Origin of the sequence: Affinirhizobium straminoryzae (assembly GCF_007004135.1) — a bacterium.
Lineage (GTDB): Bacteria > Pseudomonadota > Alphaproteobacteria > Rhizobiales > Rhizobiaceae > Neorhizobium > Neorhizobium straminoryzae.
This window is the reverse complement of record NZ_VJMG01000001.1, coordinates 1-23,853: the sequence shown is the minus strand read 5'-3', so window position 1 is coordinate 23,853 and position 23,853 is coordinate 1. Positions and strand designations below refer to the sequence as shown.

22 protein-coding genes and 1 pseudogene are annotated in these 23,853 nt (G+C 62.5%); all 23 read right to left on the bottom strand.

Translation table 11 applies throughout. The annotated features are described in order from the left end of the window. Window positions 1-5 precede the first annotated feature (5 nt). Window positions 6-1,310, bottom strand: coding sequence for a lipoprotein-releasing ABC transporter permease subunit (locus FNA46_RS00115; RefSeq protein ID WP_142880307.1), 1,305 nt, complete (start codon window positions 1,308-1,310; stop codon window positions 6-8). A 49-nt stretch (window positions 1,311-1,359) separates the two neighbouring features. After that, window positions 1,360-2,688 (bottom strand): proline--tRNA ligase, encoded by a 1,329-nt coding sequence (gene proS / locus FNA46_RS00110; protein ID WP_142880354.1) that lies wholly within the window; start codon window positions 2,686-2,688, stop codon window positions 1,360-1,362. Between the two features lie 591 nt (window positions 2,689-3,279). Then, window positions 3,280-3,555: a DUF1467 family protein gene (locus FNA46_RS00105; protein ID WP_142880306.1), complete on the bottom strand. Its 276-nt coding sequence runs from the start codon at window positions 3,553-3,555 to the stop codon at window positions 3,280-3,282. 189 nt (window positions 3,556-3,744) lie between these two features. Further along, complete coding sequence (gene mce / locus FNA46_RS00100; protein WP_142880305.1) at window positions 3,745-4,149, bottom strand: methylmalonyl-CoA epimerase; 405 nt, start codon at window positions 4,147-4,149, stop codon at window positions 3,745-3,747. Window positions 4,150-4,202: 53 nt separating this feature from the next. Continuing rightward, window positions 4,203-5,870, bottom strand: coding sequence for a ribonuclease J (locus tag FNA46_RS00095; RefSeq protein ID WP_142880304.1), 1,668 nt, complete (start codon window positions 5,868-5,870; stop codon window positions 4,203-4,205). 52 nt (window positions 5,871-5,922) lie between these two features. Beyond that, window positions 5,923-6,678, bottom strand: coding sequence for a biotin--[acetyl-CoA-carboxylase] ligase (locus FNA46_RS00090; RefSeq protein WP_425468642.1), 756 nt, complete (start codon window positions 6,676-6,678; stop codon window positions 5,923-5,925). Between the two features lie 5 nt (window positions 6,679-6,683). Next, window positions 6,684-8,126, bottom strand: a complete 1,443-nt coding sequence (gene nuoN, locus FNA46_RS00085) for an NADH-quinone oxidoreductase subunit NuoN (RefSeq protein WP_142880302.1) — start codon at window positions 8,124-8,126, stop codon at window positions 6,684-6,686. 18 nt (window positions 8,127-8,144) lie between these two features. Beyond that, window positions 8,145-9,656 (bottom strand): NADH-quinone oxidoreductase subunit M, encoded by a 1,512-nt coding sequence (locus FNA46_RS00080; RefSeq protein WP_142880301.1) that lies wholly within the window; start codon window positions 9,654-9,656, stop codon window positions 8,145-8,147. After that, window positions 9,656-11,656 carry an NADH-quinone oxidoreductase subunit L gene (nuoL, locus tag FNA46_RS00075; protein ID WP_142880300.1) on the bottom strand — a complete coding sequence of 667 codons (2,001 nt, stop codon included), beginning with the start codon at window positions 11,654-11,656 and terminating at the stop codon, window positions 9,656-9,658. Before nuoL ends, FNA46_RS00080 begins: the two co-directional genes overlap by 1 nt. A 7-nt stretch (window positions 11,657-11,663) precedes the next feature. Beyond that, window positions 11,664-11,972 carry an NADH-quinone oxidoreductase subunit NuoK gene (nuoK, locus tag FNA46_RS00070; RefSeq protein WP_142880299.1) on the bottom strand — a complete coding sequence of 103 codons (309 nt, stop codon included), beginning with the start codon at window positions 11,970-11,972 and terminating at the stop codon, window positions 11,664-11,666. A gap of 22 nt (window positions 11,973-11,994) precedes the next feature. Further along, a complete protein-coding gene (locus tag FNA46_RS00065; protein WP_142880298.1) occupies window positions 11,995-12,609 on the bottom strand; it encodes an NADH-quinone oxidoreductase subunit J in 615 nt (204 codons plus the stop codon). A gap of 130 nt (window positions 12,610-12,739) precedes the next feature. Next, window positions 12,740-13,231 carry an NADH-quinone oxidoreductase subunit NuoI gene (gene nuoI / locus FNA46_RS00060; protein WP_142880297.1) on the bottom strand — a complete coding sequence of 164 codons (492 nt, stop codon included), beginning with the start codon at window positions 13,229-13,231 and terminating at the stop codon, window positions 12,740-12,742. 36 nt (window positions 13,232-13,267) lie between these two features. Next, window positions 13,268-14,311 (bottom strand): NADH-quinone oxidoreductase subunit NuoH, encoded by a 1,044-nt coding sequence (nuoH, locus tag FNA46_RS00055; RefSeq protein WP_142880296.1) that lies wholly within the window; start codon window positions 14,309-14,311, stop codon window positions 13,268-13,270. 13 nt (window positions 14,312-14,324) lie between these two features. Continuing rightward, complete coding sequence (nuoG, locus tag FNA46_RS00050) at window positions 14,325-16,406, bottom strand: NADH-quinone oxidoreductase subunit NuoG (RefSeq protein ID WP_142880295.1); 2,082 nt, start codon at window positions 16,404-16,406, stop codon at window positions 14,325-14,327. A 64-nt stretch (window positions 16,407-16,470) separates the two neighbouring features. After that, window positions 16,471-17,199, bottom strand: coding sequence for a 5' DNA nuclease (locus tag FNA46_RS00045; RefSeq protein WP_142880294.1), 729 nt, complete (start codon window positions 17,197-17,199; stop codon window positions 16,471-16,473). Window positions 17,200-17,205: 6 nt separating this feature from the next. Beyond that, the gene (nuoF, locus tag FNA46_RS00040) at window positions 17,206-18,510 is read right to left on the bottom strand and encodes an NADH-quinone oxidoreductase subunit NuoF (protein WP_142880293.1); all 1,305 of its coding nucleotides are present in this window, start codon (window positions 18,508-18,510) and stop codon (window positions 17,206-17,208) included. A 139-nt stretch (window positions 18,511-18,649) separates the two neighbouring features. Continuing rightward, a pseudogene (nuoE, locus tag FNA46_RS00035) lies at window positions 18,650-19,426 on the bottom strand (NADH-quinone oxidoreductase subunit NuoE); the annotation flags it as partial. Between the two features lie 16 nt (window positions 19,427-19,442). Then, window positions 19,443-19,691: a hypothetical protein gene (locus FNA46_RS00030; RefSeq protein ID WP_142880291.1), complete on the bottom strand. Its 249-nt coding sequence runs from the start codon at window positions 19,689-19,691 to the stop codon at window positions 19,443-19,445. Continuing rightward, on the bottom strand, window positions 19,691-20,881 hold the full coding sequence (locus FNA46_RS00025) for an NADH-quinone oxidoreductase subunit D (RefSeq protein WP_142880290.1): 1,191 nt from the start codon (window positions 20,879-20,881) through the stop codon (window positions 19,691-19,693). Before FNA46_RS00025 ends, FNA46_RS00030 begins: the two co-directional genes overlap by 1 nt. Before the next feature lie 60 nt (window positions 20,882-20,941). Further along, the gene (locus FNA46_RS00020) at window positions 20,942-21,277 is read right to left on the bottom strand and encodes a four helix bundle protein (RefSeq protein ID WP_246102726.1); all 336 of its coding nucleotides are present in this window, start codon (window positions 21,275-21,277) and stop codon (window positions 20,942-20,944) included. A gap of 96 nt (window positions 21,278-21,373) precedes the next feature. Next, complete coding sequence (locus FNA46_RS00015; RefSeq protein WP_142880288.1) at window positions 21,374-21,976, bottom strand: NADH-quinone oxidoreductase subunit C; 603 nt, start codon at window positions 21,974-21,976, stop codon at window positions 21,374-21,376. Between the two features lie 15 nt (window positions 21,977-21,991). Next, window positions 21,992-22,573 (bottom strand): NuoB/complex I 20 kDa subunit family protein, encoded by a 582-nt coding sequence (locus tag FNA46_RS00010; protein WP_142880287.1) that lies wholly within the window; start codon window positions 22,571-22,573, stop codon window positions 21,992-21,994. Next, window positions 22,564-22,929 (bottom strand): NADH-quinone oxidoreductase subunit A, encoded by a 366-nt coding sequence (locus tag FNA46_RS00005; protein WP_142880286.1) that lies wholly within the window; start codon window positions 22,927-22,929, stop codon window positions 22,564-22,566. The genes FNA46_RS00010 and FNA46_RS00005 overlap by 10 nt, the downstream gene beginning before the upstream one ends. Between the last annotated feature and the right edge of the window lie 924 nt (window positions 22,930-23,853).

The following is a 23,853-nucleotide window of genomic DNA, read 5'->3' as shown; positions in this document are numbered from 1 at the left end:
CAGTCCTATTCGTAACGCAGCGCCTGCACCGGATCGAGCCGGGAGGCCCGCCAGGCCGGAAAGATGGTCGCGAGGAAGGACAGCGTCAGCGCCATCACGACGACCGACACGGTTTCACCAAAGCTCATCTCCGCCGGCAGCTGGCTGAGGAAATAAAGCTCCGGGTCGAACAGCACCGTGCCCGAAACCCAGGAGAAGAACTGGCGGATCGATTCGATGTTGAGACAGACGACGACGCCGAGAGCCACGCCGGCAATGGTGCCGACAATGCCGATGGCAGCCCCCGTCATGAAGAAGATGCGCATGATCGAGCCGGAGGACGCTCCCATGGTCCGCAGGATGGCGATGTCGCTGCCCTTGTCCTTCACCAGCATGATGAGGCCGGAGATGATGTTGAGCGCCGCAACGAGCACGATCAGGGTCAGGATCATGAACATCACGTTGCGCTCCACCTGCAGGGCGGAGAAGAAGGTCTGGTTGCGCTGGCGCCAGTCGGTGATGAAGATCTGCCGGCCGGCCGCCGCCTCGATCTTCGGCCGCAATTGGTCGACGAGATCGGGATTGGCGAGGAACAGCTCGATCGACTGCACGATGCCGTCGGCATTGAAATAGGCCTGCGCCTCGGCAAGCGGCATGTAGATGATCGAGGCATCATATTCCGACATGCCGATCTCGAAGATGCCGGAGATCGTGTAGGACTTCACCCGCGGGCTGACCCCCATCGGCGTGACATCGCCTTCCGGCGAGACCAGCGTGATGCGGTCGCCGGCGCCGAGCCCGAGCGAGGCCGCCAGCCGCGAGCCGACGAGAACGCCGTCGCCGGTCGCAAAGCCGGTGAGATTGCCGGAGCGGATATTGCCGGAGACGGCCTTCAGCTTTTCCAGATCCTCGGCGCGGATGCCGCGCACCAGCGCCCCGGAGCCGGCGCTCTGCTTGCCGGAGGCAAGCGCCTGGCCCTCCACCAGCGGCAACGCCATGGTGACGCCGGGCACGGCGGAAAATTTCTGCGCGAGCTGCGCATAATCGTTGAGCGGCTGATCGACCGGCTGGATGATCATGTGGCCGTTGATGCCGAGGATGCGGGAGATCAGCTCGGTGCGGAACCCGTTCATCACCGCCATGACGATGATGAGGGTGGCAACACCCAGCATGATGCCGACGAAGGAGAAGCCGGCGATGACGGAGATGAAGGCCTCCTTGCGGCGCGAGTGCAGGTAGCGCCAGGCCACCATGCGCTCGAACACCGAAAAGGCACGGGCGGAAGGCACCGCGTCCTGCTGTTGCGTCGTAACCTTCGCAGCCTTCGCCATCGTCTCTCCCTGTGCCCGCCGCCTGCGCGGCGGGGCTTGTCCGTCGTCTTTACGCCGAAGCCGTCAGACGGTTCAGCGCCGCTTCCACCGTCATGGTTTCGCGGGCGCCCGTCTTGCGGTCCTTCACTTCCACTTCGCCGGTGGCCGCAGAGCGCGGACCGACAATCATCTGCACCGGCACGCCGATCAGGTCGGCGGTTGCGAACTTCGTGCCGGCACGATCGTCCGTGTCGTCGTAGAGCACGTCCTTGCCGGCCTTGGTGAGGCCCGCATAGAGGCTGTCGCAAACGCGGTCGCAGGCTTCATCACCGGCCTTCATGGTGATGACCATCGCATCGAAGGGGGCAACCGAGGCAGGCCAGATGATTCCATTCTCGTCATGCGATGCTTCGATGATGGCGGGAACAAGGCGCGTCGGGCCGATGCCGTAGGATCCCATGTGGACAAGATGCTCCTTGCCATCAGGCCCCTGCACCTTGGCGCCCATCGGCTCGGAATATTTCGTGCCGAAATAGAAGATGTGGCCGACCTCGATGCCACGCGCCGAGAGACGATCGGCATCGGGAATAGCGGTGAAGGCTGCCTCGTCATGCATTTCCGAGGTTGCGGCATAGACCGAGGTCCATTTGTCGAAGATCGCCTGCAGGCCGGCGACATCGTCGAAATCGGTGTTTTCCGAGGGGATCTCGAACTCGGTGAAACTCCTGTGGGAAAACACTTCCGATTCGCCCGTATCGGCCAGAATGATGAATTCATGGCTGTGATTGCCGCCGATCGGGCCGGTATCGGCGCGCATCGGGATGGCGCGCACGCCGAGCCGGGCAAAGGTGCGCAGATAGGCCACGAACATCTTGTTGTAGGAATGCAGCGCGCCTTCCTTGGTGAGATCGAACGAGTAGGCGTCCTTCATCAGGAATTCGCGCGAACGCATGGTGCCGAAGCGCGGACGGATCTCGTCGCGGAACTTCAGCTGGATGTGGTAGAGGTTGAGCGGCAGGTTCTTGTAGGACTTCACCGAGGCGCGGAAGATGTCGGTGATCATTTCCTCGTTGGTCGGGCCATAGAGCATCGGGCGCTCCTGGCGGTCCTTGATGCGCAGCATTTCCTTGCCGTAGTCGTCATAACGACCGCTTTCCTGCCACAGCTCGGCCGATTGCAGCGTCGGCATCGACAGTTCGATGGCGCCGGCGCGGTTCTGCTCCTCGCGAATGATCTTGTTGACCTTGTCGAGCACCCGCTTGCCGAGCGGCAGCCAGGAATAGATGCCCTGGCTCTGCTGGCGGATCATGCCCGCGCGCAGCATCAGGCGGTGGGAGACGATTTCCGCTTCCTTGGGATTTTCCTTGAGGATCGGCATGAAATAGCGGGACAGGCGCATCGCGGTTTCCGGGTTCTGTGCGGCCGTTGCCAACATGGCGGGAATCGGCCGGTGAAGGGCTGATATAGGGCTGGCTTCATAGCCTTTTCAGGGCCGCAAGGAAACCCGCAACCGCCGGTCGCCCACATGCCAGACGCAAGGCACGGGCGGACGAAAGGACAGCCGCATGCCGCATTCCGGAAGGCTCCGCCCCTGTTCACTGATGCAGACCCGGCAATGGTTCGGGTGCCGGACGAAGCACCCGCCCGCCCCGATTGCGCCATGTTTGTGACAAGCCCGATCTCTTTTCCGTCAACAGGAAAATTTTTACGGAAGTGTAGCAAAACTGCCAAATTTGATGGTGACAAGGCCCAAATGTTAAGCTAGTTTCGGCTCAGAAAAGAGGCAGGGAGTTCAAATTTCTGCCATTCGCGGTCAAGTCTTGGGAGGATCAGATCTTAGGCGCGCTCGCTCGCAGCCCCGGCAACGGTTAAAGGATCACGCGACACTTGAAACAAGGCTGCAAAGCCTTGTTTTTTTTTGATTCTCCGACACCCGAGCGAGCAATCGGTCAGCCCTTTTCAGGCCTCGGAAAGCCGCCCTTCCGGCGGCTCAATCGTGGCCGAAATCCGGCACGATCCGCGGCAGATTTCCGAGGCTGAGGCCGTAGCGGACGGCCAGCCAGTACCAGATGCCGTAAAGCGTCGCGGAGATTACGGTTGTCAGCAAAACCACCCGTCCGCCGCGAAAATGCACCGGCGCGCTCGCCTCCGTGCCAAGCACCACGTCATTCTCGTCCGCCTGCGTACGCAGCCCGAAGGGCAGCAGCGCAATGAAGGTGATCCACCAGACGATGAAGTAGGAGGCGAAGGTCAACATCAACGACATGCGGGCAAACTCCTCTTCCCCCGTGCGGCGCGATACCCGTCAGGCATCGGCGGCATTCATTTTCGTCCGGGACATCTTCGTCCGGGACCTCGTCCGGATCCGGACAGGTGACCGCAGTTCTCCATCCCAGGACGCATCACTCTATCTGCTCCGGCGCGATCGCAGAAGGCCGCACCCGAGGACGCAGTGTCACACCTGCTCGAGTTCCACCAGGGTGCCGTTGAAATCCTTCGGATGCAGGAACAGCACCGGCTTGCCATGCGCGCCGGTCTTCGGCTCGCCATCGCCGAGCACGCGGGCACCGGCCCCCTTCAGCCGGTCACGGGCGGCAAGGATGTCCTCCACCTCGTAGCAGACGTGATGCATGCCGCCGGCCGGGTTCTTGGCGAGGAAGGCTGCGATCGGCGAAGCGTCGCCGAGCGGCTCCAGAAGCTCCACCTTGGTGTTGGCAAGCTCGACGAAGACCACGGTGACGCCATGCTCGGGCAGCGCCTGCGCCTGCGAGACGCGGGCGCCGAGCGTATCGCGATAGGTCGCGGTGGCGGCCACAAGATCCGGCACCGCGATGGCGATATGGTTGACACGTCCGAGCATGCTACTCCTCCCTCAGATCCACCCTCTGTCCGTCGCCTCCCCAGACCCCGGCCTTACACCTTGCTGACGAACACCGTCACCACGGGCTTCTTGCCCCAGGCGGCATTGGCAGCGGCCCGCACGGCACGACGCACCGATTCCTGCAGGGCACCCAGATCCTTGCGGCGGCTGCGCGGAATGCTTTCCACGGCCCCCAGCACGGCGTCATAGAGCGTATCGGCCATGTCTTCGCCCTCTTCGTCATAATCCGGCAGGCCATAGGGCACCACGTCGGGATCGGCGAGGAAATCGAAGCGCTGGTCGAGCAGGATGTTGACCGCGACATGGCCAACATAGGCGAGCTTCTTGCGTTCGGAAATTCCCACTTCGTCGATATCGCCGATCAGCTTGCCGTCCTTGAAGATGCGCCCATGCGGCACATCCTCGACCACAGCAACCTCACCGGGCGCCAGACGCAGCATGTTGCCGTTACGGACCCGGGGAACAATCGGGATACCTGCCGCCGTCGCCAGCTCCGCCTGCGCCGTCAGATGCGCGGCCTCGCCATGCACCGGCACCAGTACTTCGGGACGGATCCACTCATACATCTTCTGCAACTCGTTGCGGCGCGGATGGCCGGACACGTGCACCAGCGCCTGACCGTCGGTGACGATCTTCACGCCCTGGTCGATCAGGCCGTTCATGATCTCCAGAATGGCCTTCTCGTTGCCGGGAATGGCACGCGAGGAAAAGACGACGATATCGCCGGCGGCGAGCGCCACATGGCGCATCTCGTCGCGGGCAAGCTTGGCCAGCGCCGCGCGCGGTTCGCCCTGGCTGCCGGTGAGGATCACCACCACCTTGTCGCGCGGGATATAGCCATATTCATCCTCGGCGATGAAGGGCTTGATGCCTTCCATCAGGCCGACATCGCGCGCCACGTTGCAGACGCGCTTCAGCGAGCTGCCGAGCAGCAGAACATCGCGGCCCGCAGCCTCGGCGGCCTGTGCGATGGAGCGGATGCGGCCGACATTGGAGGAGAAGGTGGTGATGGCCACGCGCCCTTCCGCCTGCTCGATGACCTTCCGCAGGCCTTCGGACACTTCCTGTTCGGAGGGCGACACACCCTCGCGCATGGCATTGGTGCTGTCGCACATCAACGCCAGAACGCCCTCGTCGCCGATGGCGCGGAAGCGGTTCTCGTCGGTCAGGGGCCCGAGCGAGGGATCGGCATCGATCTTCCAGTCACCGGTATGCACGACATTGCCGAGCGGCGTGCGGATGACGAGCGACATCGGCTCGGGGATGGAATGGTTGACCCCGACCGCCTCGATCTCGAAGGGACCGACGGTGATACGGTCGCCGGCCTTGAAGATGGTGATCGGGATTTCGGCGCGGGTGCCTTCATATTCCCGCTTGGCTTCCAGCATGCCTGCAGTAAAGGGCGAGGCATAGACCGGAACGTTGAGGCCCGGCCACAAATCGTTCAGCGCGCCATAATGGTCTTCATGCGCATGGGTGATGATGATCCCCTTCAGGCGATCACGCTCACGGGCCAGGAAGCGGATATCCGGCAGCACGAGATCGGCGCCCGGCAGGTCAGGCCCGGCAAAGGTGACGCCGCAATCGACCATGATCCACTGGCGCTTCGCCGCAGGCCCGTAGCCATAGAGGGCGAGATTCATACCGATCTCACCGACCCCGCCCAGCGGCAGAAATACCAGTTCGTCCTGTTTTGCCATTCACATACTCATTTCGGTTCAAAGGAATTCGGGCTTCGCCCAGGGCCGGATGTCAGAGGAAGAAGACATCGCCGGCGGCGATCGGCATGGTGCCGTGTTGTGTATCGAGTAGCAGAAGTCCCCGATCATCGATACCGGCAAAACGCCCGTCGATGGAGCGATCCGGCAGATTGACGCGGATCGGTTCGCCGATGCCACAGGCAACGGAGCGCCAGCGCTCGGTAATGGCGGCAACCGCCCGCCCCTCGTCCCACAGCACCAGCACCTCGGCCATTTCGCGATAGAGATGCGAGAACAGTTCCTCGGCGGAAATATCCGAGCCCTGCTCCTGCAGCGAGGTGACGCCGTAGGGGCCGTCCTCCGGGCGGAAGCGGATGTTGATGCCGATACCGGCAACCAGCGCACGGCGCCCCTGCGCAAGCCCCTCGCCTTCCAGCAGGATGCCGCAGGACTTCTTGCGGCCGATCAGCACATCGTTCGGCCACTTGATCTCCAGCGCCTCGGCACCCGGCGGCAGAACGGAGCGCAGCGCGCCATGCACGGCAAGCGCCACGGCGAGCGGCAGCGAACCGAGCCGTTCGGGCGGGGCGGGATCGATCAGAAGAAGGGAAGCGTAGAGATTGCCGGGCTCCGAGGCCCAGCTGCGCCCGCGACGGCCGCGGCCGGCCGTCTGGCGGGTGGCGGTGACCCAGAGATTGCCCGGGTCACCCTGCCTGGCGCGCGCCAGGCATTCGGTGTTCGTGGAGCCGACCTCGCCCAGCGCCTGATGGCGGAAGGCGTCGAGGGAGTAGCGCCCCCCTCGCGCGATCCTGCTCAAAAGAAGGCCTTGGCGGCGGCTTCCGCCGCGCTGCCGACCGGGCCGCCGAACAGCACATAGGCCGTGACGAACAGGCCGGACAGGCCGAAGACGAGACGCAGTTCGCCGGAGATGCGACCGAATTCACCGGTTGCCGCGTCGAACCACATCACCTTGATGACGCGCAGGTAGTAATAGGCACCCACGACCGAGGCGACAACGCCGATGATGGCCAGCGCATAGAGCTTGGCCTCGATGGCCGGCAGGATGACGAACCACTTGGCCCAGAAGCCTGCGAAAGGCGGGATGCCGGCCAGCGAGAACATCAGGGCCGTCATGACGAGCGCCATGAAGGGGTTGGTGGAGGACAGACCGGCGAGATCCTCGATGTTTTCCACCGCACCGCCATCCTTGCGGCGCATGGCCATGATGCAGGCAAAGGTGCCGAGCGTCATCACCATGTAGATCAGCATGTAAAGCGCGACGCCCGACACGCCGGACTGCGAACCGGAGGCAAGGCCGACCAGCGCATAGCCCATGTGACCGATCGAGGAATAGGCCATCAGTCGCTTGATGTTCTTCTGGCCGATGGCGGCGAAGGAACCGAGCAGCATCGAAGCGATCGAGATGAACACAACCACCTGCTGCCAGTCGGCGAAGACAGGCATGAAGGCTTCCGTCACGACGCGGACGAAAACGGCCATGGCGGCAACCTTCGGACCGGAGGCGAAGAAGGCGGTGACCGGGGTCGGTGCGCCCTCATAGACATCCGGCGTCCACATGTGGAACGGCACGGCCGAAATCTTGAACGCCAGGCCGGCAAGGATGAAGACGAGGCCGAAGACGACGCCGAGCGAGCGGGTTTCCGCCGTCAGCACCTGGGCGATGTTGTCGAGGCCGGTATTGCCGGTGAAGCCGTAGATCAGCGACATGCCGTAGAGCAGCATGCCGGATGACAGCGCGCCAAGCACGAAGTACTTCAGGCCCGCTTCCGTGGAGCGCAGGCTGTCACGGTTGATGGCGGCGACGACATAGAGCGCAAGCGACATCAGCTCGAGGCCGAGATAGAGCGCGATCAGGTCGTTGGCCGAGATCAGCAGCATCATGCCGAGCGTGGCGAGCAGCAGCAGGACCGGAAATTCGAAACGGTCCAGCTGTTCGGAACGCGCATTGCCGACCGTCATGACCATGGCGGTGATCGAGCCGACCAGCGCGATCACCTTCATGAAGCGGCTGAACGGATCGAGGATGAAGGCACCGCCCCAGGCTTCGCCCTGGACGGGAACGAGGACCAGCCACAGGCCGGCGGCGATCATGATCGCCACGGCCAGCCCGGTGACCGTCGGAGCCGACCGGTCGCCCGAGAAAACGCCGATCATCAAGAGCGCCAGCGCGCCGATCGCCAGGATCAGCTCGGGCGTCGAGATCTGCAGGCTCGCGAGGAGGATTTCAGCAGTCATGTCCAATCGTGTCCCGTATCAGTGCACCAGGAGTGCCAGTTTCCCGGCTGCCTGAAGGGCAGCGGAGTAGTTATTGACCAGCAAGTCTACGGAAGCGGCGGTCGCATCGAAGACCGGGGCCGGATAGACGCCGAAGAAGATGGTCAGGATGACCAGCGGATAGAGCACGATCTTCTCGCGGGTGCTGAGGTCGAGGAGGCTTTTCAGGCTTTCCTTTTCCAGCGCACCGAAGATGACCCGGCGATAAAGCCAGAGCGCATAAGATGCCGAGAGGATCACGCCCGTGGCGGCAAACAGGGCCACCCAGGTGTTGACGCGGAACACGCCGATGATCGTCAGGAACTCGCCGATGAAGCCGGAGGTGCCGGGCAGACCGACATTGGCCATGGTGAAGATCATGAAGGCCACGGCATATTTCGGCATGTTGTTGACGAGGCCGCCATAGGCCGCGATCTCGCGGGTGTGGAGACGGTCGTAGATCACGCCGACGCAGAGGAAGAGCGCGCCCGAAACGATGCCATGCGACAGCATCTGGAAGATTGCGCCCTGCACGCCCTGCTGGTTGGCGGCGAAGATGCCCATGGTGACGTAACCCATGTGGGCGACGGAGGAATAGGCGATCAGCTTCTTGATGTCGTCCTGCATCATCGCGACCAGCGAGGTGTAGATGATGGCGAGCACCGACAGGGTGAAGACGAAGGGCGCGAAGTAATCCGAGGCGAGCGGGAACATCGCAAGCGAGAAGCGGATGAACCCGTAGCCGCCGAGCTTCAGCATGACGCCGGCCAGGATGACCGAGCCCGCCGTCGGCGCCTGCACGTGCGCATCCGGAAGCCAGGTGTGGACCGGCCACATCGGCATCTTGACCGCGAAGGAGGCGAAGAAGGCAAGCCACAGCCAGGTCTGAAGACCGGCCGGGAAGCCGTATTTCAGCAGCGCCGTGATATCCGTCGTGCCGGCCTGCCAGTACATGGCCATGATGGCGACCATCATCAGCACAGAGCCAAGCAGCGTGTAGAGGAAGAACTTGTAGGAGGCGTAGACGCGATCCTTGCCGCCCCAGACGCCGATGATGATGAACATCGGCACGAGCGTGGCTTCGAAGAAGACGTAGAAGAGAACGATGTCGAGCGAGACGAAGACACCGATCATGACGACTTCCAGGAGCAGGAAGGCGATCATGTATTCCTTCAGGCGCTTCTCGACCGAATCCCAGCTGGCGAGCACGCAGAAGGGCATCAGGAAGGTCGTCAGGATCACGAAGAGCATGGAGATGCCGTCGACGCCCAGGTGATAGGCGATGCCGGTGTTCATCCATTCATGCTTTTCCACCATCTGGAAGCCGGGATTCGCATTGTCGAACCCGATCCAGATGAACAGCGACACCACGAAGGTGAAGACCGTCGTCAGCAGCGACACGTTCAGGATATTCCGGCGGCCGAAGGGGCCGTCCTCCCGCGTGAGCAGCAGAAGAACAACACCGACCAGCGGCAGGAAGGTGACCGTGGAAAGAATCGGCCAATCGGTCATCAGAAGGAACTCCCGAGCATCATCCAGGTGACGAGGGCTGCGATGCCGATCAGCATCGCAAACGCATAGTGATAGAGGTAGCCGGACTGCAGGCGCACGACACCGCGCGTGATGTCCGAGACGCGGGCGGCAATGCCGTTCGGGCCATAGGCGTCGATGACGGCGACGTCACCCTTCTTCCACAGGAACCGGCCAAGTGCCTTGGCGGAGCGGACGAAGAGGAAGTCGTAGAGCTCGTCGAAATACCACTTGTTGAGCAGGAACTGGTAGAGAACCCGGTGGTTTTCGGCGAGACGCTTCGGCGTCGACGGCGACTTGATGTACATGTACCAGGCCGTCACCAGACCGGTGATCATGGCGATGAACGGGCTCCACTTCACGAGCAGCGGCACGTGATGGAATTCGTGCAGGATCTCGTTGTGCTCGGAGGTGAAGAGCGCGCCCTTCCAGAACTCCTGATACTCCTCGCCGAAGAAATGGCCTTCGAAGACGACACCGGCAAACACGGCGCCGACAGTCAGGAAGGCGAGCGGCAGCAGCATCACCATCGGCGATTCATGCACGTGATGCATGACATCCGACGAGGCCCGCGGCTTGCCGAAGAAGGTGAGGAAGGCGAGACGCCAGGAGTAGAAGCTCGTGAAGAGAGCCGCAACGACCAGCAGGGTGAAGGCGAAGCCCGAAACCGCCGAGTGCGAGGCATAGGCCGACTCGATGATCACGTCCTTGGAGAAGAAGCCGGCAAAGCCGAACATGGTGCCGGGAATACCGACGCCGGTCAGCGCCAGGTTGCCGATCGTCATCGCCCAGAAGGTATAGGGGATGTGCTTGCGAAGGCCGCCCATGTAGCGCATGTCCTGCTCGCCATCGACGGCATGGATGACCGAGCCGGCGCCAAGGAACAGGAGCGCCTTGAAGAAGGCGTGCGTGAAGAGGTGGAAGACGGCCGCGCCATAGGCGCCGACGCCGAGCGCCACGAACATGTAGCCGAGCTGCGAGCAGGTCGAATAGGCAATCACGCGCTTGATGTCGTTCTGCACCAGACCGACGGTCGCGGCGAAGAAGGCGGTGATGGCACCGATGATCGTCACGAAGGTCAGCGCATCCGGCGACAGTTCGAAGAGCGGCGACATGCGGGCAACGAGAAAGACGCCGGCGGTGACCATGGTTGCGGCGTGAATGAGGGCCGAAACCGGGGTCGGGCCTTCCATGGCATCCGGCAGCCAGGTGTGCAGCAGGAACTGTGCCGACTTACCCATGGCGCCCATGAACAAGAGCAGGCAGACGCCGGTGATCGCATGCGCCTTGTCGAGATGCAGGCCGAACAGGTTGATCACAGCCTGATGCGCATCGGCAGCGCCCTCCGCCGGCAGATAGGTCTGGGCAGTAGCGAAGATGGTGTCGAAGTTGATCGAGCCGAACAGGACGAAGACGCCGGAAATGCCGAGCACGAAGCCGAAGTCGCCGACGCGGTTGACGATGAAGGCCTTCATCGCGGCCGCCGAGGCAGACGGCTTCTTGAACCAGAAGCCGATCAGCAGGTAGGAGGCAAGACCCACCCCTTCCCAGCCGAAGAACATCTGCGCCAGGTTGTCGGAGGTCACCAGCATCAGCATGGCGAAGGTGAACAACGACAGATAGGCGAAGAAGCGCGGCCGATGCGGGTCGTGATGCATGTAGCCGATCGAATAGAGGTGAACGAGGCAGGAGACCGAGTTCACCACGACGAACATCACCGAGGTGAGCGTGTCGATGCGGAAGGCCCATTCGAAATCGAGGCCGCCGGACTGGACCCAGCGCAGCACGCTGACCTTGATCACTTCATGACCTTCGGCGTGGCCGAGCGCCACGTTGAAGAAGACCACCCAGGACAGGACGGCCGCGACGACCATCAGGCCCGTGGTGACGTATTCGGATGCCTTGGCCCCGATCGAACGACCAAACAGGCCGGCGATCAGGAAGCCGATCAGGGGAAGAAAGACGATAGCCTTGTAGATCATGACCTGATCAGCCCTTCATCATGTTGATGTCTTCGACCGCGATGGAGCCGCGGTTGCGGTAGAAGACCACCAGAATTGCAAGACCGATCGCGGCTTCCGCCGCCGCGACGGTGAGGATGAACAGCGCAAAGACCTGACCGACGATGTCATTCAAGAAGTGCGAGAACGCCACCATGTTCAGGTTGACCGACAGCAGGATAAGCTCGATCGACATCAGGATGATGATGACGTTCTTCCGGTTCAGGAAGATGCCGAATACGCCGAGGGTGAAAAGAATGGCGCTGACGGTCAGGTAATGAGAAAGTCCGATTTCCATATTCGCTGTTCCTTGATCGCGCTCAGATGCCCTGACCGGGCTTGACCTTGACCACCTCGACAGCCGTTGCCGGCGTGCGGGCGACCTGCCTGGAAATGTCCTGGCGCTTGATGTTCTGCCGGTGACGCAGCGTCAGCACGATCGCGCCGATCATGGCCACGAGGAGGACGAGACCTGCCACCTGGAAGAAGTAGACGTAATTCGTATAGAGCAGATCGCCGAGCGCCGCCGTGTTGGTGCGGGTCGCAGGCGACGGGATCGGCGTGGTGATCGACTGCGCGGCCTGCGGCGTGATCACGCTGCCGCCGATGACGACGATCAGCTCTGCGGCGAGGATCAGACCGACCAGCGCCCCCATCGGCGCATTCTGCATGAAGCCGGAGCGCAGTTCGGCGAAATCGATGTCGAGCATCATCACGACGAAGAGGAAGAGAACCGCCACGGCGCCGATATAGACGACGAGCAGGATCATCGCGAGGAATTCAGCCCCGGTCAGCAGGAACATGCCCGCCGCGTTGAAGAACACCAGGATCAGGAACAGAACCGAGTGCACCGGGTTCCTGGCCGAGATGACCATGAACGCAGACGCCACCGCGACGAAGGCGAACAAATAGAAGAAAACAGCCTGCAAACCCATAGTGGTGCCTTTTCGTCTTCCCCGGCGGGGCCCTGCCCCTCACCGTCAAAACCCGGCGGTCGGTTTCACCGGCCAGGTGTCATGCTTGTGGTCGATCCGGCACCAGGGCGGTGCCGGCAGTGTCTTTCGATCAGCGGTACGGCGCGTCGATGGCGATGTTGCGCGCGATTTCGCGTTCCCAGCGGTCGCCATTGTCGAGCAGGCGCTGCTTGTCGAAGTAAAGCTCCTCGCGGGTCTCCGTGGAGAACTCGAAGTTCGGGCCTTCCACGATGGCATCGACCGGGCATGCTTCCTGGCAGAAGCCGCAATAGATGCACTTCACCATGTCGATGTCGTAGCGCACCGTGCGGCGGGTGCCGTCATTGCGGCGCGGGCCGGCCTCGATGGTGATGGCCTGGGCAGGACAGATGGCTTCGCACAGCTTGCAGGCAATGCAGCGCTCCTCCCCGTTCGGGTAGCGTCGCAGCGCATGTTCGCCACGGAAGCGCGGGCTGACCGGACCCTTTTCGAAGGGATAGTTGATCGTGGCCTTCTGCTTGAAGAAGTAGCGCATCGACAGGAAGAAAGCCGAGACGAACTCCTTCAGGAACAGCGAACTGACGGACTGTGCCAGACTTGCCATTGTTATTCTCCAGGTGAAGCCGGGTGGCGGCGCCGATCAGGCGCCGGCCGTCAGCTTGACAACGAATGCAGTGACGATGACCAGGACGAGCGACATCGGCAGGAAAACCTTCCAGCCCAGCCGCATCAGCTGGTCATAGCGGTAGCGCGGAACGAAGGCCTTCACCATGGCGAACATGAAGAAGACAAACATGCCCTTCAGGATGAACCAGATGATGCCCGGAACCCAGTTGAGAACCGCGATATCGAGCGGCGGCAGCCAGCCACCGAGGAACAGGATGGTGGTGAGCGCGCACATCAGGACGATGGCAGCATACTCGCCGAGCATGAACATCATGTACGGGGTGGAGCCGTATTCCACCATGAAGCCGGCGACCAGTTCCGATTCCGCTTCCGGAAGATCGAAGGGCGGACGGTTGGTTTCTGCCAGCGCCGAGATGAAGAAGATCACCATGGCCGGGAAGAGGACGAGCCAGTTCCAGTCGAGGAAGGAACTCGGCAGGCCGATCATGGTGCCGATGCCATGGTTCTGGCCAGCGACGATATCCGTGAGGTTCAGCGAGCCGACCGTCAAAAGCACGGTGACGATGATGAGGCCCATGGAAACTTCATAGGACACCATCTGTGCCGCCGAGCGCAGGGCGCCGAGGAATGGATATTTCGAGTTCGAAGCCCAGCCGCCCATGATGATGCCATAGACCTCGAGCGAGGAGATGGCGAACACATAGAGGATGCCGACATTGATGTTGGCGATCACCCAGTTCTGGTTGACCGGGATGACGGCCCAGGTGGCGAGCGCCAGCGTGACCGAGACGAGCGGCGCCAGCAGGAACACGCCCTTGTTGGAGCCCGCCGGAATGATCGGCTCCTTGAAGACGAACTTCAGAAGGTCGGCGAAGGACTGGAACAGACCCCAGGGACCGACGACGTTCGGGCCGCGGCGCAGCTGCACGGCAGCCCAGATCTTGCGGTCGGCCAGCAGGATATAGGCAATGAAGACCAGAAGGCAGACCAGCAGCAACAGGGACTGACCGATCATCACGATCGCCGGCCAGAGATAGGTCAAGAAAAAGGAGTCCATGTCAAATCAGCCTTTACTCAGCCGCAGCCTTGAAATTGTTGCGGGCCAGCGCCGAACACTCGGCCATCACGGCCGAAGCGCGTGCGATCGGGTTCGTCAGATAGAAGTCTTTGATCGGGGACGCAAACCCGGACTTTCCGAGGCTCACCGGATTTTTGGCAAGCGTTGCAATATCGTCCGCTGCACCGGCAGCGATTTCGTCCAGCTCGGCGAAATGCGGATAGGCGGCATAAAGCCTGGCGCGCAGCTGCGACAGCGAATCGAAGGGCAGCTTCTTGCCGAGCACGTCGGAGAGTGCACGCAGGATCGCCCATTCCTCGCGGGCTTCGCCCGGCGCAAAGCCGGCACGGTTGCCCATCTGGACACGGCCTTCCAGGTTGACCCAGGTGCCCGACTTCTCGGTATAGGCCGCACCCGGCAGGATGACGTCGGCATGGTGGGCGCCGGCATCGCCGTGGCTGCCGATATAGACGGTGAACTTGGCGTGCTTGGAGCCAAATTCCATTTCGTCTGCGCCGAGCAGGAACAGAACGTCCATGGCGCGCAGCATGGTGGCGGCATTGGCACCGTTCGGGCCCGGCACGAAGCCGAGATCGAGGCCGCCGACGCGCGAGGCTGCGGTGTGCAGCACGCCAAAGCCGTTCCACCCGTCGGCAACGGCGCCGACGGAAACGGCGAGGTTGGCGGCTGCGGCGAGAACGCTTGCCCCGTCATCACGGGTGACGGCACCCGAACCGACGATGATCAGCGGCTTCTTGGCGTTGCGGAGCTTTTCGACGAAACCGTTCGAACCATTGACCAGATCGGTCAGCGTATCGGTGCCGGCGCCGAGATAGTCGTAGGCATAGCGCAGTTCGGCGGCTTCGCCGATCACGCCGATCGGGAAGTTGCCACGGCGCCACCGCTTGCGAATGCGGGCGTTCAGCACGGCGGCTTCAAAGCGCGGAATGGCGCCGATCAGCAGCAGCGCATCGGCCTCTTCGATGCCCTGGATGGTGGAATTCAGGATGTAGCTGGCGCGACCGAGGGAGGGATCGAACTTCGCGCCATCCTGGCGGCAGTCCAGGTTCTGCGAACCGAGCGCGGTCAGCAGTTCCTTCAGCGCATACATTTCCTCGACGGAAGCCATGTCGCCGGCAATCGCGCCGATCTTGTCGCCCTTGGTGGCGGCAACGGCGGTCTTGATCGCGGCAAAGGCTTCACCCCAGCTTGCCGGCTGCAGGCGGCCGTCGCGGCGCACATAGGGGCGATCCAGACGCTGAGTCTTCAGGCCATCCCAGATGAAGCGGGTCTTGTCGGAGATCCACTCCTCGTTCACGGCCTCGTTGACGCGCGGCATGATGCGCATGACTTCGCGGCCCCGCGTATCGACGCGGATCGCCGAACCCACGGCATCCATCACGTCGATCGATTCGGTCTTTCCGAGTTCCCACGGACGGGCGGTGAAGGCAAAGGGCTTGGAGGTCAGCGCGCCGACCGGGCAGAGGTCGATCACGTTGCCCTGCAGTTCCGACGTCATCGCCTGTTCGAGATAGGTGGTGATCTCGGCATCCTCGCCGCGGCCGATCAGGCCCAGTTCGGAAATGCCGCCCACTTCCGTCGTGAAGCGGACGCAGCGCGTGCAGTGGATGCAGCGGTTCATCACCGTCTTGACGAGCGGGCCGATATACTTGTCTTCGACGGCGCGCTTGTTTTCCGTGTAACGGGAGGCGTCCATGCCAAACGCCATGGCCTGGTCCTGCAGGTCGCACTCGCCGCCCTGGTCGCAGATCGGGCAATCCAGCGGGTGGTTGATCAGCAGGAATTCCATCACGCCTTCGCGGGCCTTCTTGACCATCGGCGTGTTGGTGAACACTTCCGGCAGCTCGCCGTTCGGGCCACCGCGGATGTCGCGCACGCCCATGGCGCAGGAGGCCGCCGGCTTCGGCGGGCCGCCCTTCACCTCGATCAGACACATGCGGCAGTTTCCGGCCACCGACAGGCGTTCATGGAAACAGAAGCGCGGAACTTCGGCACCAGCTTCCTCGCACGCCTGCAACAGCGTGAAGTGATCCGGAACCTCGATCTCTTTGCCGTCAACCTTGAGCTTAACCATCGTCACTTACGTCCTGTTTCCAGTCCCCTGCCCTCTTGCGAAGAGAAGCCGGCGACACATTCCGTCACCGCAGCAGCGCCTTGGCCTGCGCGATCCAATCATCCTTGGCAATGCGGCCGTCGAGCCCCAGCTCCCGGTCGAAATGCTCCACGTCCTTCTCCGTCCAAGCGGCGATGGCGGCATAATGCGCCACACCCATGCCGTTCAGCAGGTCTTCCAGCTTCGGGCCGATGCCCGAGATCTTCTTCAGGTCATCCGCCTTCGCCTTGCGGGCGGCAGGCTTCGATGCCTTTGCCTTCGCAGCCGGCGCCTTCACCGGCTCCGCCACCGAGGGTGCAACCTTGCTGCGCCTGGTCGCGGCCTTGGCCGTCGCCTTCTCGGCAGGCTCGGCCGCCTTGCGGACCGGCTTGGGCGTGGCGGCCTTCGGCGTCACGACCGGCGCTTCGGCTGCGGCCACGACCGTGGCAGCCGGGGCCGATTCGGTCTTCACCTCAGGAACCGCGCTCCTGGCTTCGGCATCCTTGACTTCCGCCCCCTTCGGCTCGGCCGGCTGCGGCGCCGTATCCCTTGCGTCGGCCCGCCCAACCGCCTCCATCGAGGCCTGCATCAGGCCGAGAAAGGCGGTGGCGAACTGTGTGCCGATCGCGACACTGGCCGCCGTTGCAGCAGCCATCACTGCGACCGGATTGGCCAAAGTGCCTGCGGGAACTTCATCGGCAAAGGGCAGCGTGAAGCCGAGCGACGACGCCGGCCCCTGCTTTTCCCGATCCTTGCCGTTTGTCCCGTCCGCCATTCGTGCTTACTCCGCAGCCACCAGAACAGCGCCGTCCCTGGTCGCATTGGCCGTGTACTGGTCGATGCGCGCTTCGATTTCCGGGCGGAAGTTGCGGATCAGGCCCTGGATCGGCCAGGCAGCCGCATCACCCAGCGCGCAGATCGTGTGCCCCTCGATCTGCTTGGAGACCTGGAACAGCATGTCGATTTCGCGCTTCTGCGCCTTGCCCTGCACCATGCGCTCGAGAACGCGCATCATCCAGCCGGTGCCTTCGCGGCAGGGCGTGCACTGGCCGCAGCTCTCGTGCTTGAAGAAGGCGGCAATGCGCCAGATCGCCTTGATGATGTCGGTCGACTTGTCCATCACGATCATGCCGCCGGTGCCGAACGACGACTTCACGTCGCGCATGCCGTCGAAGTCCATGATCGCATCCTTCATGTCCTCGCCCTTGACGACCGGACAGGAAGCGCCGCCGGGGATGACGGCAAGCAGATTGTCCCAGCCGCCGCGGATGCCGCCGCAGTGATGCTCGATGATCTCGCGGAACGTCAGGCCCATCTGCTCCTCGAAGGTGCAGGGCTTGTTGACGTGACCGGAAACCATGAACAGCTTGGTGCCGACATTGTTCGGACGACCGAAGGAGGAGAACCAGGAGGCGCCGCGACGCAGGATGGTCGGGGCAACCGCAATCGATTCGACGTTGTTGACCGTGGTCGGGCAGCCGTAGAGACCCATATTTGCCGGGAACGGCGGCTTGAGGCGCGGCTGGCCCTTCTTGCCTTCGAGGCTTTCGAGCAGCGCGGTTTCCTCGCCGCAGATATAGGCGCCGGCGCCGTGATGGACGTAGACGTCGAAATCCCAGCCGGTCTTGGCGTTGCGGCCGAGCAGGCCCGCGTCATAGCATTCGTCGATTGCCGCCTGCAGCGCCTCGCGCTCGCGCATGTATTCGCCGCGCACGTAGATATAGGCGGTGTGGGCGCCCATGGCGAAACCGGCGATCACGCAGCCTTCGATCAGCGTATGCGGATCGTGGCGCATGATCTCGCGGTCCTTGCAGGTGCCGGGCTCCGACTCGTCGGCATTGACGACGAGGTAATGCGGACGGCCATCCGATTCCTTCGGCATGAAGGACCACTTGAGGCCCGTGGGGAAGCCGGCGCCGCCGCGACCGCGCAGACCGGATGCCTTCATCTCGTTGATGATCCAGTCGCGGCCCTTTTCGATGATCTCTTTGGTGCCGTCCCAGTGGCCACGGCTCATCGCGCCCTTCAGCGACTTGTCCTTGAGGCCGTAGATGTTGGTAAAGATGCGATCCTGATCTTTCAACATGATCTATTCCACCAGTCCGCGGCCACTTCCGGCCGGCTTGTCAAATGCGTGATGCGCCCGGTCTGCCGGGTGCGGCCCGGGGGAAGAAGGCGTCCCGCCCCTTCCCCGGATCTGCTTACTTCTTCGTGCCGTCGTTGGTCTCGGCGGCCTTGGCATTGGCTTCCGCCGCCGCCGGTGCCGTCGCCGGCGTCTTCACGGCCGGGTTCGTCTCTGCGGCGGTATCCTTCGGGCGCGCGGCATCGCCGGGCGGAACCGACACGGCCTCTTCGGCCGGCTTCGGATCCAGATTGGTGCGCACAGGCTTGATGTCGTCGAGCAGCGTCACCGGGCCACCTTCCGGCGCCGAGGTGTGGCGGTCGATCTGCGGGCCGGTCTTGACCTCTGCGCCCTTGCCTGCCTCGAACGCGTCGATGATCTCTTCCAGACGCTCGGGCGTCAGGTCCTCATAGGCATCCTTGAAGATGATCACCATCGGCGCGTTGACGCAGGCGCCCTGACATTCGACCTCTTCCCATGACAGCGTGCCGCTTTCGTTGCGCTCCAGGGGCTCGTGATGGATCTTGCGCTTGCAGACATCCATCAGCGCCTCGGAACCACGCAGCATGCAGGGCGTTGTGCCGCAGACCTGGATATGGGCCTTCGTGCCGATCGGCTTCAGCTGGAACTGGGTGTAGAAGGTCGCCACCTCCAGCACGCGGATATAGGGCATCGCGAGCTTCTGCGCGATGAACTCGATCGCCGCGCGGGTGACCCACCCATCCTGCTCCTGCGCACGCATGAGCAGAGGGATGACCGCCGATTGCTGGCGACCCTCGGGATATTTCCGGATCGTCGCCTCCGCCCATGCGGCGTTATCCGCAGTGAAGGCAAAGGCTGCCGGCTGGAACTGATCTTCGGCTAGTCGACGAACGGACATTCTTTCTCACGCCTTATCAATTGACAGATCCGCACCGCGTCTTCGTGACACTCACGAATTCACAGGCATAAGCTGACGTGCCCTTCTGCAGGAAAACGATGAGCTTCGTTCCATTGGGCACGGCCGCCTTGATTTCATACTCCCTGGAGAGCAGATGCGCCATGGTCTCCGATGCTCCACCGCCTTGCGTACTCGGCTCGGAGGTCTGCGCCAGCGCAGGACCCGAAACGAGCAGACCGCCAAGAAGGAGGAGCGTTCGGCCCATCAGCGGTCCACCTCTCCGAACACGATATCGATCGAGCCGAGGATGGCCGAGACGTCCGCCAGCTGGTGGCCGCGGCACAGGAAATCCATGGCCTGCAGATGCGCATAACCCGGGGCGCGGATCTTGCAGCGATACGGCTTGTTGGTGCCGTCGCCGACGAGATAGACGCCGAATTCGCCCTTCGGCGCCTCGACGGCGGCGTAGACCTCGCCTTCCGGCACGTGGAAGCCTTCGGTGTAGAGCTTGAAGTGATGGATCAGCGCTTCCATCGACCGCTTCATCTCGCCGCGCTTCGGCGGAACGATCTTGCCGTCGATCGACGACACCGGACCGGTCTTGGCGTCGGACAGCAGGCGATTGACGCACTGCTTCATGATCTTCACCGCTTCGCGCATCTCGAACATGCGGATCAGGTAGCGATCGTAGCAGTCGCCGTTCTTGCCGATCATGATGTCGAAATCGAGATCCGCATAGCACTCGTAGGGCTGCGACTTGCGCAGGTCCCACTTGGCGCCCGAACCGCGCACCATCACGCCCGAAAAGCCCCAGGCCCAGGCATCTTCCAGCTTCACCACGCCGATATCGACGTTGCGCTGCTTGAAGATACGGTTGTCAGTGATTAGCGCATCGATGTCATCGAGCGCGTTCGGGAAGGCATCGCACCACTTGCCGATATCTTCCACCAGCTCGACCGGCAGGTCCTGATGGACGCCGCCCGGACGGAAATAGGCAGCGTGCATGCGCGAGCCGGAGGCGCGCTCATAAAACACCATCAGCTTCTCGCGCTCCTCGAAGCCCCAGAGCGGCGGCGTCAGCGCGCCGACGTCCATGGCCTGCGTGGTGACGTTCAGCAGATGCGAGAGGATGCGGCCGATTTCCGAATAGAGAACGCGGATCAGCTGGCCACGGATCGGAACCGTGATGCCGAGCAGCTTTTCGACCGCCAGACAGTAGGCGTGCTCCTGGTTCATCGGCGCGACGTAATCGAGCCGGTCGAAATAGGGCAGAGCCTGCAGATAGGTCTTGCTCTCGATCAGCTTCTCGGTGCCGCGATGCAGAAGCCCGATATGCGGGTCCACGCGCTCGACGATCTCGCCGTCCAGCTCAAGAACAAGCCGCAACACGCCGTGAGCCGCAGGATGCTGCGGCCCGAAGTTGATGTTGAAATTGCGGACGTTATGTTCAGTCATTGGCGCGCTCCGCGCTGGTGATTAGCGAATAGCGAATAGCGAATAGTAGGTCTATACCGCTCATGTCTTCTCCTGCAGGCTTCTGATCAGCGCACGCATCATCCGGCCGATTTCATCGCATTGCTCCATCAAGCTTTGAAACGGCTGCTGCGGGAGAATATCGACCCTCCGCGCAATGATCATGTGCGTTTCCAACTCCTTCAGCGACCCTTGAGCAATCCTCAGAAACTGCACGAAGCTTCCGGTATTTTCCCGACCATGCCCTTCCGCGATATTGGCGGCGACCGATGCCGCCGCACGTCGTATCTGGGCTGTCAGTCCGCAAGCCTCGCTCTTTGGAAAGCTCTCGGTGCAGCGGTAGCATTCAACCGCCAGATCAATGGCTTGCTGCCACACCTTGAGATCCTTGTAAGAGCTGATCGTCTGCCTAATCCTTTCGTTGTGGCGACAACTATTCGCTATTCGCTACTCGCTATTCGCCCTAAAACCCAATCAAGCCTTGGCCTTCTCATCCCCCGGCAGCACATAGTCCGTGCCTTCCCAGGGGCTCAGGAAATCGAAGCTGCGGAACTCCTGGCGCAGTTCAACGGGCTCGTAGACGACGCGCTTGGCGCTGTCGTCGTAGCGAACCTCGACGAAACCGGTGGTCGGGAAATCCTTGCGGAGCGGATGACCTTCGAAGCCGTAATCCGTCAGGATGCGGCGCAGGTCCGGATGGCCGGTGAAGAGGATGCCGTAGAGGTCCCAGGCTTCACGCTCGAACCAGTCGGCGCCCGGGAAGATGCCCGTGAGCGAGGGAACCGGCACGTCCTCGGCGGTTTCCACCTTCAGGCGGATGCGCATGTTCTGACGTGGCGACATCAGGTGATAGACCACGTCGAAGCGACGCTCGCGCTTGGGCCAGTCGACACCACAGACATCGATCAGGTTGACGAAACCGGACTGCACGTCGTCGCGCAGGAAGGTGACGAGCGAAAGCAGCTTGTCGGCTTCCACCGTCAGCGTCAGCTCGCCGAAGGCCACCTTGGCTTCGACAAACAGACCCGGCCGTGCCTCGGCCAGGTAGGCGGCAAATTCGTTCAGGGCTTCATTCATGTCAGGTCCTCGCCCTCAGCGCTCGATCGTACCGGTCCGGCGGATCTTCTTCTGCAGCAGAAGGACCCCGTACAGCAGGGCCTCTGCCGTGGGGGGACAGCCCGGAACGTAGATATCGACAGGTACGACGCGGTCGCAGCCGCGGACCACCGAGTAGGAATAGTGATAATAGCCGCCGCCATTGGCGCAGGAGCCCATGGAGATGACGTAGCGCGGCTCGGGCATCTGGTCATAGACCTTGCGCAGCGCCGGCGCCATCTTGTTGGTCAGCGTGCCGGCCACGATCATCACGTCGGACTGGCGCGGGCTGGCGCGCGGCGCAAAGCCGAAGCGCTCGACGTCGTAGCGCGGCATGGACAGCTGCATCATTTCCACGGCGCAGCAGGCGAGACCAAAGGTCATCCACATCAGCGAGCCGGTGCGCGCCCAGTTGATGAGCTCATCGGTTGAGGTCACCAGAAACCCCTTGTCGGCGAGCTCATTGTTGATCTCGCCGAAGAAAGCGTCGTCGCTGCCGATGGGCTTGCCCGTGTTGGGATCGATGATCCCCTTGGGCTGCGGCGCAACGAGGGTGGACGAAGGATCGATCACTCCCATTCGAGTGCTCCTTTCTTCCATTCATAGATGAAGCCGATGGTGAGAACGCCGAGGAACACCATCATGGACCAGAAGCCGAACCAGCCGATCGCGCCGAAGGACACGGCCCAGGGGAACAGGAAGGCGACTTCGAGGTCGAAGATGATGAAGAGGATCGACACCAGGTAGAAGCGAATGTCGAACTTCATGCGCGCGTCGTCGAAGGCGTTAAAGCCGCACTCGTATGCCGAGAGCTTTTCCGAATCGGGCGCCTTGTAGGCAACGGCGAACGGCGCAATCAGAAGCGCCAGGCCGATCACGAGGGAGATTCCGATGAAAATCGCGATCGGGACATAGGAACTGAGAAGTTCAGTCATGGTATTCGATCCCTGCTTGCCAAGCGGTGCCCGGGGCGGCACGTGAGCGAATGCGCGGCAAGCGAACGTGCATTGCAACAAGCCGTGACTAGCGCAGGCCGCATCCCGGCGCAAGACCTTTGAGCGCCACATCCAGCACCAAAATGACACAAAGTGCCGCGGCCGGTCGTTGTTGATTCAGACTCGGCTCGAAGAGGCCGAAAGAAGGGACCTTCCGCATGAGACAGGCCCGAAAAGATGATTTCTCACATCACGTTAAAGTCCGGCGAGAAGACCGCCCGGACCGGAGAGACACCCGCGGCAGAGCGCGGCGCTGTCTCACCCGCCAGAGCAGAGATAGGACCGCGCCAAACCGAACGCAATAGGGTCTCGGCATTTATATGAGCATACCCTCAAATGCGAGAGTCTGCCATATTTCCGTGACTTGGCACTGAACCGGCACCGGGTCCCCGGCACCGTGACGCACCCCCGCAACACACAGCGACCATCACGGAAAAATGACTGCTGAGCCGAACGCATGTTAAGCTGAGGCACCCACCCGATACGACCGACAATCGGCGTCGCCGTGCGACACCCAACCGGCACGGCCCTGCGCAGCACGCGTGCAGGACAGCGCGCAACGACGGGTGGACGCACCCCCGCCGTGCGCTCGACGCAGGCAACCATCGGACACGAGCCCCCCCCTTTCCACCGCATCAGTTGGGTGAAGCCCCGAGCGCCTCATGCTGCAACGCAGCAGAACGAGCAGAGCCCCGCCAGCGACACGACGACAAACAATGGGCAGAGGTCCGCAACCGCTGCAGGATCAGCGCGCGATAAAAAACGCCATCTCCCCGCAACGGACGCATGCGGCGAACCGGCGTGAACCCGGAGCGCGACGACGGAGGCAAGGAGGAGGAAAAAGAATGGCGCGAGTGACGGGGC